Here is a 12406-nt window from a genome sequence, read left to right on the forward strand (position 1 = left end):
GGCCGACGGAGTCTGCGCATGAAGGCATTCGAACGTTGGCTGGGTCTGGTGCTGCTGGCGGCAGTGGGACTGCAGCTGTTCTTTGTGCTGCGCATCGGGTTGATGGTGGTGGTGGCGCCCGAATCCACCACCTTCCAGCGCTCGGAAATGTGGCAGCAGTGGAAAGATGGTGCCGAGCGTCCCTGGCAGCAGCGCTGGGTGGACTATGCCCAGATCTCGGACCACCTCAAGCGCGCCGTGCTGACCTCGGAAGACGACCAGTTCGTGGAACACGGCGGCGTGCGCTGGGACGCCATCGAACGCGCCATGGAGCGCAATGCCAAGGAAGAACACCGCGCGGCGCGCAAGCAGTCCACCCGGCCTGCGCGCCTGTTTGGCGGCTCCACCATCACCCAGCAGCTGGCCAAGAACCTGCTGCTGTCCGGCGAGCGCAATATGCTGCGCAAAGGCCAGGAGCTGGTGCTGGCCCATCTGCTGGAACTGCTGCTGAGCAAGCAGCGCATTCTGGAGATCTACCTCAACAGCGTGGAATGGGGCAACGGCATCTTTGGCGCCGAGGCCGCAGCCCGGCATTACTTCGGCAAGAGCGCCGCCGGGCTGACCCCGGCCGAAGCCGCCCGCCTGGCGGTGATGCTGCCCAACCCGCGCCACTTCGAGGCCAACCCGCGCTCGCCCTACCTGAACCAGCGCAGCAGCGCCATCCAGCGCCGCATGGCGGCCACGCCGCTACCGTAAAGGCGCCATCCCGTCCATCTCGCCGTACAGGAACAGCAGCTGCAGCGCGGTCAGCGTTTCCTCATGCAGGCGCTTCAGCGCCGCATCGCGGGCCGGCACGATGATGGCGTGGCCGCGCGCATCCAGTGCGAACGGACTGCCCAGCAGCTCCGCCATGTCGATGGTGTAGTAGGACCGGTCGCCATAGGGGCGCTTGCCGTCGATGAAGGGCATGGGCCACAGCGGCTCGGCCTCGGTGCTTTCGGCCAGCACCGCGTCCAGGCTGGGCCCCGTCAGCTCCTGCCAGATGGCGCCGCGCAGCAGCGTCAGATGTTCTGCACGCAGCTGGAACTGGCCCTGCTGCACCCCGGGCAGCTGCGCCTGCAACTCGGCAGGCACCGCATAGCGCCCCGGCGCCAGGCGGGCCCGCTCCACAAAGGGGTACACCCAGCGCGCCACCTCCACCAGCCTCCGCATGGCCAGCGCCGCATCGTCGGTCGCCAGCAACTGCTGCGCCAGCTGCACGCTGGACGCACTGGAATCTGCCCCCCGCAGCGGCTGCCGCGGGTCCACGCCCGGCGCCCCGGACTCCACCGGCAGCCACCAGACCCGCAAGCCGCGTACCAGGGCCAGGTGCTCCGGCGTGAAAGGCGGCAGGGCTTCGGTGCTGAAGACCTGCTGCACGACGTCCGCTTGGCGCTCAGCGGGCGTGGTGGCCAGCACCGCGATGCGCCAGCCCAGGAACAGCAGCACGGCGGCACCCAGCCCCCACACTCCGCGCCACAAGGCGCGCAACAGACGTCGATGGACAGGCAGGGACATGGGCACACACAGCGGGCAAACAGGCAGGACGCGCAGTGTATCCCGGGCATGGGGCACAATCGCCGGGCGGCGCGGTGTGCGCCGACTCCTCTTTGTTTACAGCACTTTTTCATGCGCATTCTCGGTATCGACCCCGGCCTGCAAACCACCGGCTTCGGCGTGGTGGACCGCGAAGGCCAGCAACTGCGCTATGTGGCCTGCGGCACCATCCGCACCACGCGCACGCCCGGGGTGGAACTGGGCGATCTGCCGGCGCGGCTGAAAATCCTGTACGAAGGCATTGGAGAGGTCATCACCCGCTACCAGCCGGCCACCGCGTCCGTCGAAATCGTCTTCGTCAACGTCAACCCCCAGTCCACGCTGCTGCTGGGGCAGGCCCGGGGGGCAGCCATTGCGGCACTGGTGATGCACGGGCTGCCGGTGGCCGAATACACGGCGCTGCAGATGAAGAAAGCCATCACCGGCCACGGCCGAGCAGCCAAGGACCAGGTGCAGGAGATGGTCAAACGCATGCTCCAGCTACCCGGTCTGCCCGGCCCCGATGCGGCCGATGCACTGGGCCTGGCCATCACCCATGCCCATGCCGGCCATGTGATGGACCGGCTGGCCCAGGAGACCACCTTGCAGCGCCGCCAGCATGCGCTGTACAAAGGCGGACGCACCTACTGACTGCCGCCCCACCTGCAGCACCTTTAGTTCCGCTGGCGGCATGCCACCATGCAAAAAGGCACCCCGCAGGGTGCCTTTGTTGCTGACGGGCGCCGGGACTCAGTAGCGCACGCCGCTCAGGATCAGCTGGGTGATCACGCCCGTGGCAATCGCCACCAGCATGTAGTCGCCGCCGTACTGCACCCAGTGGTAGCCGCGGGGCGGCGCACTCAGGTGGTGGCCGCGCCAGTCCTGCACCACATACTGCGGTCCCCGGTACTGCGGGGGCACGCGGTAGCCCTTGACCCAGCGGTGGTCCGGGCCGGCGCCCCGGCGGAAATCGCGGTCGTCACGGCGGTCATCTCTCCGGTCGTCGCGGCGGTGGTCACGGTCCCAGTCGCGGCGGTCATTGCGGCGGTCATCGTGCTTGTAATGGCCATTGCCCTGGGAATGCGAAGGCGGACCGCGGCGGTCGTCATTGCGGTGGGGCTGGGCTTGAGCCACAGCCGACATCCCCATGCCAAGAGCCAGGGCGGCTGCCAGTGCAGACATTTTTTTCATCGGACACTCCTTTCCTGGGGTGAGAAGGGCCAGCACAAGAACCGGCATGTGCACCATCATGCACCGATTGCAGCGGAGCGGGAATGCTGCAGCGCCGGTTTTACCGCAGCTTTGCGGCGAGGTGACAGTGCTTTGCAAACCGTAAATTGCGTGACAGAAAGCCTGTGGAGCGCAGCATGCACGGCCCGAACCCGCCGCTGCACGGCCCCACGGAACCACGCCGTCAGACGATGCGCCCGAAGATCAGCACCGCAAAAAAGGCCAGCGCAGCCACCACGGTCCACTTCAGCACCAGCAGCCCCCAGCGCTTGTACCGCGCCTGCCCGGTTCCCAGGTAGAACACAAAGCACAGGGCCGAGCCCAGCAGCAGCACAGAGGCCAGCCAGCGAAAGATCAGCATCTGCAGCCGCCCGGAACCGGCTTACCAGGCCTGGGCGAGCTGGGCAAAGCCCGCCGGCGCCTTGCGGTCGCTGTCAAAGCTGACCACTTCCCAGGCCGACGGGTCGGCCATCAGCGCGCGCAGCAGCTGGTTGTTCATGCCGTGGCCCGAACGGAACGCGCTGTAGGCCGCCAGCAGCGGCTTGCCCACGGCGTACAGATCGCCCATGGCGTCCAGTATCTTGTGCTTGGCGAACTCGTCGTCATAGCGCAGGCCGTCGCTGTTCAGGACCTTGTAGTCGTCCATGACGATGGCATTGTCCAGCCCGCCACCCAGCGCCAGGCCGTTGTTGCGCAGCATTTCCACATCCTTGGTGAAACCGAAGGTGCGGGCCCGGGCGATGTCGCGCGGGTAGTTGCCGGCGCCCAGGTCGAACTCCACCGACTGGCCGGTGGAATCCACGGCCGGGTGGGCGAAGTCGATGTCAAAGCGCAGCTTGAAGCCATGGTAGGGCTCGAAGCGGGCCCATTTCAGGTTGGCCCCCTCGCCTTCGCGCACTTCCACCGGCTTGGTCACCCGGATGAAGCGGCGGGGTGCATTCTGGGTTTCGATGCCCGCGCTTTGCAGCAGAAACACGAAGGACGACGAAGACCCATCCAGGATGGGCACTTCCTCGGCCGTGATGTCGATATAGAGGTTGTCTATGCCCAGGCCGCACAGGGCGGACATCAGGTGCTCGATGGTGTGCACCTTGGCACTGCCCGTGGCAATGGTGGTGGCCATGCGCGTATCGGCCACCGACATGGCATTGACGGGAATGTCCACCGGCTCTGGCAAATCCACACGCCGGAAGACGATGCCGGTATCGGGCTGCGCCGGGCGCAAGGTCATTTCGACCCGCTGGCCGCTGTGCAGACCCATGCCCACGGCACGGGTGATGGTCTTGAGGGTGCGTTGCTGAAGCATGGTGCCAATTTTACCGATCTGCGGCATTTTCCTGCCGGGCACGGTCATGGGAAATCCCAATAGCTGCGATTGCTGCAGTGCCATTGCCGGGCAAAAAAATGGGCCCGAGCGCTTGCGCGCTGCGGGCCTGCTGGTGGTTTTACGGGAAACCGTCAGTCAGCCTGCTTGCGCAGGAAGGCCGGGATCTCCAGATCGTCCATGCCGCCGGAGGACAGAGCATCCACACGGGCTGCGGCCTGGGTACGGTTGGTACGCCACACGCTGGGCACGTTCATGCCGCCGTAGTCGGCCTGGCCCACTGCACCGATGGAAGGAGCGGCGCCGGAGACTGCGGCACCCATGGAGGCCGTCGGCATCGCGTACATGCCGTCGGTACCGGTGCGCAGACCGCCCTGCACCACCGACATCGGCTGGCGGCGGGCGTTCTGGCGGGCCAGACCGGTGGCCACCACGGTCACGCGGATGTCGTCACCCAGCGAGTCGTCGTAGGCCGCGCCGTAGATCACGTGCGCATCGGGCGAAGCGTAGGCGTTGATGGTGGACATGGCCAGACGCGACTCCGACAGCTTCAGGCTGCCCTTGGCGGCGGTCACCAGCACCAGCACACCGCGGGCGCCCGACAGGTCGATGCCTTCCAGCAGCGGGCAGGCCACAGCCTGTTCGGCCGCGATGCGGGCGCGGTCCGGACCGGATGCGCGGGCCGTGCCCATCATGGCCTTGCCGGGCTCGCCCATCACGGTGCGCACGTCTTCAAAGTCGACGTTCACATGGCCGTACTCGTTGATGATTTCGGCAATGCCGCCCACCGCGTTCTTCAGCACATCGTTGGCGTGGGCGAAGGCTTCGTCCTGGGAGATATCGTCACCCAGCACTTCCAGGAGCTTTTCGTTCAGCACCACGATCAGCGAGTCGACGTTGGCTTCCAGCTCGGACAGGCCACCATCGGCGTTGGACATGCGGCGGCTGCCTTCCCAGTCGAAGGGCTTGGTCACCACGCCCACCGTCAGGATGCCCATTTCCTTGGCCACACGGGCAATCACCGGTGCAGCGCCGGTGCCGGTGCCGCCGCCCATGCCGGCCGTGATGAACAGCATGTGGGCGCCATCGATGGCAGCGCGGATGTCTTCGACCGCCACTTCAGCGGCATCACGGCCCTTGTCGGGCTTGCTGCCGGCACCCAGACCGCTTTGGCCCAGCTGGATGGTGCGATGTGCATTGCTACGGATCAGTGCCTGGGCGTCCGTGTTGGCGCAGACAAACTCCACACCCTGCACATTGCAGGCAATCATGTGCTCCACGGCATTGCTGCCACCGCCGCCCACGCCGATCACCTTGATTCGTGTGCCCTGGTTGAATTCTTCGGCTTCGATCATTTCGATGGTCATGTTGGTGCTCCTGAAATTTCTACGTAATTGGTCACTGCTGCTGTCGTTTTGGCTGTTCTTCGGTATCGCTGATAGCGAAAATCCGTGGGAGGCCCCGTGATGCGCAAACGTCGAGAGCACATAGTTAGAAGTTTCCCACAATGAAGTCTTTGAATCGCCCAAAAGCGGTCTTCACAGACCCACTCTTTTGTGCCACCTTGAAACCGCGCATACGCGCCATGCGAGCCTCCTCTAACAATCCCATCACCGTGGCCGAGCGCGGTTGCGCCACCATGTCGGCCAAGGCGCTGGCGTACTGAGGTACTCCGCGGCGCACGGGTTTGAGGAAAATGTCTTCGCCCAGCTCCACCATGCCGGGCATCACGGCGCTGCCGCCTGTGAGCACGATCCCGGAGGACAGGACTTCTTCGTAACCGGACTCGCGGATGACCTGGTGCACCAGCGAGAAGATTTCTTCCACACGCGGCTCGATCACGCCGGCCAGCGCCTGCTTGCTGATCATGCGGGGGCTGCGATCGCCCAGGCCCGGCACTTCGACCTGGCTGTCCGGGTCGGCCAGCATCTGCTTGGCGTAGCCGCTTTCGACCTTGATGTCTTCCGCGTCCTTGGTGGGGGTGCGCAGCGCCATGGCGATGTCGCTGGTGATCAGGTCACCGGCGATCGGGATCACGGCCGTGTGGCGGATCGCACCGCCGGTGAAGATGGCGACATCGGTGGTGCCGGCGCCGATGTCCACCAGGGCCACGCCCAGTTCGCGTTCGTCATCGGTCAGCACGGCCTGGCTGGCGGCCAGCGGGTTCAGCAGCAGCTGTTCCACTTCCAGGCCGCAGCGGCGCACGCACTTGATGATGTTCTCGGCTGCGCTCTGCGCGCCGGTCACGATGTGCACCTTGGCTTCCAGGCGGATGCCGCTCATGCCGATCGGCTCTTTCACATCCTGGCCGTCGATCACGAATTCCTGCGGCTCCACCAGCAGCAGACGCTGGTCGGACGAGATGCTGACGGCCTTGGCAGTCTCGATCACGCGGGCCACATCGGCCTGGGTGACTTCCTTGTCCTTGATGGCCACCATGCCGCTCTGGTTCAGGCCGCGGATATGGCTGCCGGTGATGCCGGTGTGCACGCGCTGGATCTTGCAGTCGGCCATCAGCTCGGCTTCCTTCAGCGCCTGCTGGATGCTTTGCACCGTGGCGTCGATGTTCACCACCACACCGCGCTTGAGGCCGTTGCTGGGTGCCACACCCAGCCCCGCCAGCTTGAGTTCTCCGCCAGGCATGACTTCGGCGACAACGGCCATGACCTTGGCGGTACCAATGTCCAGTCCCACGACCACGTCTTTGTATTCTCTTGCCATATCAGTTCCTGCCCTCGGTTGTTCGGGTTTTCTTCTTTTCTCTCGCTGCGGCATCCCGGCTCAGCTGCAAGGCCCGTTCGCGCGACACGGTGGTCACGCCCTTGAGGCGCAGCGCATAGCCATCGGGATAGCGCAAATCTGCATATTCCAGTGCATCGGCACGGCGTTGGTACTGGCCGGTGACCTGGCCCAGCGTGCGCACGAAACGCTGGGCACGCTGCAGCACCTGTTCGGGGGAGCCATTGCCCAGCTCGATCACGGCATCGTTGTCCAGGCGCGCCACCCAGCTGCCGCGGTCACGCAGCGTCAGGGCGTCCACTTCCACCTGCAGCGGCTCGAAGGCCGGCTCCAGTGCGTAGAACATGGCCAGCACCTGGGGCGCCGAGCCTTCCGGGCCCTGCAGACGGGGCAGGCCTTCGCGCTCCACCTCACCCACATTGGCCTCGAACACCTCGCCCATGGCATTGACCATGGAAGTGCCGTTCTCCGGCCCCCAGTACGCCTGGGCCACATGCTCCTTCAGGATCACGCGCAGGCTGTTGGGGAACTCGCGCCGCACTTCGGCGGTGCGCACCCAGGGCACCAGCTCGAACGCCTTGCGTGCGCCGGCCAGGTCCACGGTAAAGAAATTGCCGGTCAGGCTGGGGGCCACATTGGCCCGCAGCGTCACCGCGTTGTTGTGCACCAGCTCGCCTTCGACCACGATGCGCGCGATCGAGAACGCCGGATGGCGCACTGCCCACCAGCCCAGCACCGCCACCAGCAGGACGGCACAGCCCGCGAACAGGACCGACGCGGTCGCGTTCATCAGGCGGACGTCCAGGGGCAGTGCGTGGCGCATCAGGCAATCCCTTCCACGGCGTGTGCGTCGCCATCCAGCGAGGCCGTCGCCAGAATGCGCAGGCACAGCGCTTCGTACGAGATGCCCTTGGCCCGTGCGGCCATGGGCACCAGCGAATGGCCGGTCATGCCCGGCGAGGTGTTGATTTCCAGCAGGAAGGGCTTGCGGTCGCTGGCGCGGATCATGATGTCGGCACGCGCCCAGCCGCGGCAGCCCAGCGTGCGGAATGCCTGCTCGACGATGCGCTGGATCTCGGCCTCTTCCTCGGCCGGCAGGCCGCTCGGGCAGTGGTACTGCGTGACGTCGGTGAAGTACTTGTTCTGGTAGTCGTAGTTGCCGTCCGGCGCGACGATGCGGATCACGGGCAGGGCCTGTGCGCCCCGGCCTTCACCCAGCACGGCGCAGGTGGTTTCGTCCCCGGAGATGAACTGCTCGCACAGCACTTCTTCGTCGTACTTGGCAGCCAGGGCATAGGCCGCTTCGCACTGGCTGGCGTCCTCCACCTTGGTCAGCCCCATGCTGGAGCCGTCGCGTGCCGGCTTGACGATCATGGGCGCACCCAGCGCCGCGAATGCCGCGCGGGTCTGGTCCGCGCTGGCCACCATGCGCCAATCCGGTGTGGGCAGGCCTTCGAAGCGCCAGATGCGCTTGGTCATGACCTTGTCCATGGCCATGCTGGAGGCCATCACGCCCGGGCCGGTATAGGGAATGCGCAGCAATTCCAGCGCACCCTGCACCGTGCCGTCCTCGCCGTGGCGGCCATGCAAGGCGATGAAGCAGCGGGCAAAACCCTCTTTCTTCAGCTCACCGATATCGCGTTCCGCAGGGTCAAACGCATGGGCATCCACCCCCTGCGAACGCAGGGCCTGCAGCACACCGCTGCCGGACATCAGCGAGACTTCGCGCTCGGACGAGCTGCCGCCCATCAAGACGGCGACCTTGCCCAGTGCCTGGACATCCATATCTTGTGCGTGCGTACTCACTGCGCACCTCCCGTTTGCCCAGACCGCTCACTCTTCGATAGCATTTCGACCAATTTCCCCGGGACGGCGCCAATCGAGCCCGCCCCCATGCACAGCACCACATCGCCAGACCGAGCATTGTCCGCAATTGCCTGGGGCATATCAGCGATTTGCTCAACAAAAATTGGTTCCACCCGGCCTGCCACGCGCAATGCACGGGTCAGGGAACGGCCATCGGCCGCCACGATGGGCGCTTCACCGGCGGCATACACCTCGGACAGCAGCACGCTGTCGGCATGGCCGATGACCTGCACGAAATCTTCAAAGCAGTCGCGCGTGCGGGTGTAGCGGTGCGGCTGGAAGGCCAGCACCAGGCGCTGGCCCGGGAAGGCGCCACGGGCGGCGGCCAGCGTGGCCGCCATTTCCACCGGATGGTGGCCGTAGTCGTCGATCACCGTGAACACGCCGCCCTGGGCTGCAGGCAATTCGCCGTAGCGCTGGAAGCGACGGCCCACGCCCTTGAAACCTTCCAGAGCGCGCAGCAATGCGGCGTCGGGAATTTCCAGTTCCATGGCCACAGCCACGGCAGACAGCGCGTTGAGCACGTTGTGCTCGCCCGGCAGGCTCAGCACCACCTCCAGGTCCGGCATGGGCTGGCCATTGCTGCGGCGCACGGTGAAATGCATCTGACCGGCCACGGCGCGCACATTGACGGCCCGCACCTGGGCATCCTCGGCAAAGCCGTAGGTGGTCACCGGACGGGCCAGCTGCGGCAGGATCTCGCGCACGGCCGGGCTGTCCACGCACAGGATGGCGCGGCCATAGAAAGGCATGCGGTGCAGGAAATCCACAAACGCCTGCTTGAGCTTGCCGAAGTCATGGCCGTAGGTTTCCATGTGGTCGGCATCGATGTTCGTGACCACGGCCATCACCGGCAGCAGGTTCAGGAACGACGCATCGGACTCGTCGGCCTCCACCACGATGTAGTCGCCATGGCCCAGCTTGGCATTGGCGCCGGCGCTGTTGAGCTTGCCGCCGATCACGAACGTGGGATCCAGGCCGGCTTCGGCCAGCACGCTGGTCACCAGGCTGGTGGTGGTGGTCTTGCCATGGGCTCCGGCAATGGCGATGCCCTGCTTGAAGCGCATCAGCTCCGCCAGCATCAGCGCACGCGGCACGACGGGAATCTTCTTCTCGCGGGCCGCCACCACCTCGGGGTTGCTGCCCTGCACCGCCGTGGAGGTGACCACCACATCGGCGTGACCGATATGTTCGGCCGCATGGCCCACAAAGGTGTGGATGCCCAGCGACTGCAGGCGCTGCAGCACGGCCGAGCTGGACAGGTCCGAGCCCGAGACGCGGTAGCCCAGGTTGTGCAGCACCTCGGCGATGCCGCTCATGCCGGCACCGCCGATGCCGACGAAATGGATGTTCTGGATGGCGTGCTTCATGCGGACAACTCCTCGCATGCCGCCACGACCTCGTGGGTAGCCTGAATCTTTTGCATTTTCTTAGCGTCTCTCGCCCGTTCAAGCAGCGTAGAACGCTCCGTATTCTGTAGCATTTCTGCCAATTTTTCAGCCGTCAGCGCCTTTTGCGGAATCAGCCAGCCACCGCCCTGCTCCACCAGGAAGCGGGCATTGGCGGTCTGGTGGTCATCCACCGCATGGGGGAAAGGCACGAACACCGCTGCCGCACCGACAGCGGCGATTTCGGTCACGGTGCTGGCACCGGCACGGCAGACAATCACATCGGCATCGGCAAAGGCCTGGGCCGTGTCATCAATGAAGGGGGTCAGCTCCGCCTGCACGCCGGCGGCGGCATAGTTGGCCCGCAGTTCGTCGATCTGCTTGGCGCCGCTCTGGTGCAGCACGCTGGGGCGCTGCGCCGCCGGAATCAACGCCAGCGCCTGGGGCACGATGTCGTTCAGCGCCTTGGCGCCCAGGCTGCCGCCGACCACCAGCAGTTTGAGCGGGCCGCTGCGCCCGGCAAAGCGGGCCTCGGGCTCGGGCTGGCGCACAAAGGCTTCGCGCAGTGGATTGCCCACCCAGCGGCCCTTGGCAAACACGTTCGGGAACGCCGTGAACACCCGGTCGGCCACGCTGGCCAGCACCTTGTTGGCGGTCCCTGCCACCGAGTTCTGTTCGTGCAGTACCAGCTTCTTGCCGGCCAGCACGCCCATCATCCCGCCGGGGAAGGTGATGTAGCCGCCAAAGCCCACCAGCACATCGGGCTGGACGCGGCGCACCACGCGCCATGCCTGCCAGAAGGCCTTGAGCAGGCGCAGCGGCAGCAGGGCCAGCGTCACCAGCCCCTTGCCACGCACGCCGCCGAATTCAATCGTTTCCAGGGCAAAGCCCTGGGGCGGAACCAGACGGGATTCCATGCTGCCGGGCGCACCCAGCCAGTGCACGCGCCAGCCGCGCTCCCGCAAAGCCTGCGCCACGGCCAGACCCGGGAAGATATGTCCTCCCGTTCCGCCCGCCATGACCAGTGCCACTTTCTCTGTCATTTCACTGCTCCCCTGCCCGATGGCATGAGGACCTTGTTCTCGTAATCAATGCGCAGCACCACCGCGATGGCAATCAGGTTCATCAGCACAGCCGATCCGCCGAAGCTCATCAGCGGCAGCGTCAGCCCCTTGGTGGGCAGCGCGCCCAGGTTCACGCCCATGTTGATGAAGGCCTGGAAGCCAATCCAGATGGCCACACCCTGCGCCACCAGACCGGAAAACACCCGGTCCAGCGCAATCGCCTGGCGGCCGATTTCCATGATCCGGCGCGTCAGCCAGACAAAGGCCACAATCAGCACCAGCAGGCCGACCAGACCGAACTCTTCGCCGATCACCGACAGCAGAAAGTCGGTGTGCGCTTCCGGCAGCCAGTGCAGCTTTTCCACGCTGCGGCCCAGACCCACGCCGAACAGCTCGCCCCGGCCGATGGCGATCAGCGCATGCGACAGCTGGTAGCCCTTGCCCAGCGCGTGCTTCATGTCCCAGGGGTCGAGGTAGGCAAAGATGCGCTCGCGCCGCCAGTCGGAGAAGGCGATCATGATGACGAAGGCACCGATGACCAGCGCCGCCATCAGGAAGAACATGCGCGCGTTCACACCGCCCAGGAACAGGATGCCCATGGAGATCACCACGATCACCATGAACGCCCCCATGTCCGGCTCGGCCAGCAGCAGCACGCCGCAGACGAACACGGCCGCCGCCATGGGCAGCACCGCGCGGAAGAAGCGCTCCTTCATCTCCATGCGGCGCACCATGTAGTCGGCCGCATAGACCAGCACCGCAAACTTGGCCAGCTCGGAAGGCTGGAAGTTCATGATGCCCAGCGAAATCCAGCGCCGCGCCCCGTTCACCACCACGCCCACATGCGGCACCAGCACGGCCACCAGCAGCAGGATGGAGAGGATGAACAGCTTGCGCGCCATGCGCTCCCAGGTCTTCATCGAGATCTGGAAGGCCAGCAGCGCACCGACAAAACCGACGCCCAGCGCAATCACATGGCGCAGCACGAAGTGGTAGGGCTCGATCTTGCCGAAACGGGGGTTGTCCGGCATGGCGATCGAGGCCGAATACACCATCACCACGCCCCAGGTCAGCAAGGCGATGACCACCCACACCAGCGCCTGGTCCAGACCCAGCATCTGCACCGGCCGTGCCGGCGTGGCACGGTATTCCGTGCCGCCCACGCGCACCGGCAGCACATCCACCGGCTTGTCGGACGTACCGCCAAACCAGTTGGATACGCGTTGGAGCACGCTGGACAT

13 protein-coding genes are annotated in these 12406 nt (G+C 65.7%); 2 read left to right on the plus strand and 11 right to left on the minus strand.

Features of this window, described 5'->3' with window-relative positions; translation table 11 throughout:
• Nucleotides 1–18 precede the first annotated feature (18 nt).
• Complete coding sequence (gene mtgA / locus CT3_RS17895; RefSeq protein ID WP_066537752.1) at nt 19–735, plus strand: monofunctional biosynthetic peptidoglycan transglycosylase; 717 nt, start codon at nt 19–21, stop codon at nt 733–735.
• Here the strand turns inward: mtgA and CT3_RS17900 are convergent.
• Entirely contained in the window at nt 727–1536 is an 810-nt protein-coding gene (locus CT3_RS17900; RefSeq protein WP_227657922.1) for a hypothetical protein, read from the minus strand. The genes mtgA and CT3_RS17900 overlap by 9 nt on opposite strands.
• 111 nt (nt 1537–1647) lie before the next feature.
• On the opposite strand from CT3_RS17900, the gene ruvC reads away from it, so the two are divergent.
• Nucleotides 1648–2205 carry a crossover junction endodeoxyribonuclease RuvC gene (gene ruvC / locus CT3_RS17905; RefSeq protein WP_066537759.1) on the plus strand — a complete coding sequence of 186 codons (558 nt, stop codon included), beginning with the start codon at nt 1648–1650 and terminating at the stop codon, nt 2203–2205.
• A gap of 99 nt (nt 2206–2304) precedes the next feature.
• Here the strand turns inward: ruvC and CT3_RS17910 are convergent, their stop codons facing one another.
• The 10 genes from CT3_RS17910 to ftsW form a co-directional block, all read right to left on the minus strand.
• On the minus strand, nt 2305–2745 hold the full coding sequence (locus CT3_RS17910; RefSeq protein WP_066537761.1) for an RcnB family protein: 441 nt from the start codon (nt 2743–2745) through the stop codon (nt 2305–2307).
• A gap of 223 nt (nt 2746–2968) precedes the next feature.
• The gene (locus CT3_RS21490) at nt 2969–3145 is read right to left on the minus strand and encodes a hypothetical protein (protein ID WP_172591770.1); all 177 of its coding nucleotides are present in this window, start codon (nt 3143–3145) and stop codon (nt 2969–2971) included.
• Nucleotides 3146–3166: 21 nt separating this feature from the next.
• A complete protein-coding gene (gene lpxC / locus CT3_RS17915; protein ID WP_066537848.1) occupies nt 3167–4090 on the minus strand; it encodes a UDP-3-O-acyl-N-acetylglucosamine deacetylase in 924 nt (307 codons plus the stop codon).
• Between the two features lie 152 nt (nt 4091–4242).
• Nucleotides 4243–5475 (minus strand): cell division protein FtsZ, encoded by a 1233-nt coding sequence (ftsZ, locus tag CT3_RS17920; protein WP_066537762.1) that lies wholly within the window; start codon nt 5473–5475, stop codon nt 4243–4245.
• 124 nt (nt 5476–5599) lie between these two features.
• Entirely contained in the window at nt 5600–6829 is a 1230-nt protein-coding gene (gene ftsA / locus CT3_RS17925; protein WP_066537764.1) for a cell division protein FtsA, read from the minus strand.
• A gap of 1 nt (nt 6830) precedes the next feature.
• Nucleotides 6831–7670, minus strand: coding sequence for a cell division protein FtsQ/DivIB (locus CT3_RS17930; protein WP_066537766.1), 840 nt, complete (start codon nt 7668–7670; stop codon nt 6831–6833).
• A complete protein-coding gene (locus CT3_RS17935; RefSeq protein WP_098066265.1) occupies nt 7670–8632 on the minus strand; it encodes a D-alanine--D-alanine ligase in 963 nt (320 codons plus the stop codon). The genes CT3_RS17930 and CT3_RS17935 overlap by 1 nt, the downstream gene beginning before the upstream one ends.
• Nucleotides 8633–8649: 17 nt before the next feature.
• Nucleotides 8650–10083, minus strand: a complete 1434-nt coding sequence (murC, locus tag CT3_RS17940) for a UDP-N-acetylmuramate--L-alanine ligase (RefSeq protein WP_066537770.1) — start codon at nt 10081–10083, stop codon at nt 8650–8652.
• Entirely contained in the window at nt 10080–11144 is a 1065-nt protein-coding gene (gene murG / locus CT3_RS17945; RefSeq protein WP_172591769.1) for an undecaprenyldiphospho-muramoylpentapeptide beta-N-acetylglucosaminyltransferase, read from the minus strand. The genes murC and murG overlap by 4 nt, the downstream gene beginning before the upstream one ends.
• The gene (ftsW, locus tag CT3_RS17950) at nt 11141–12406 is read right to left on the minus strand and encodes a putative lipid II flippase FtsW (protein ID WP_066537851.1); all 1266 of its coding nucleotides are present in this window, start codon (nt 12404–12406) and stop codon (nt 11141–11143) included. Before ftsW ends, murG begins: the two co-directional genes overlap by 4 nt.

Source organism: Comamonas terrigena NBRC 13299 (genome assembly GCF_006740045.1).
GTDB classification, from domain to species: Bacteria; Pseudomonadota; Gammaproteobacteria; order Burkholderiales; family Burkholderiaceae_C; genus Comamonas; species Comamonas terrigena.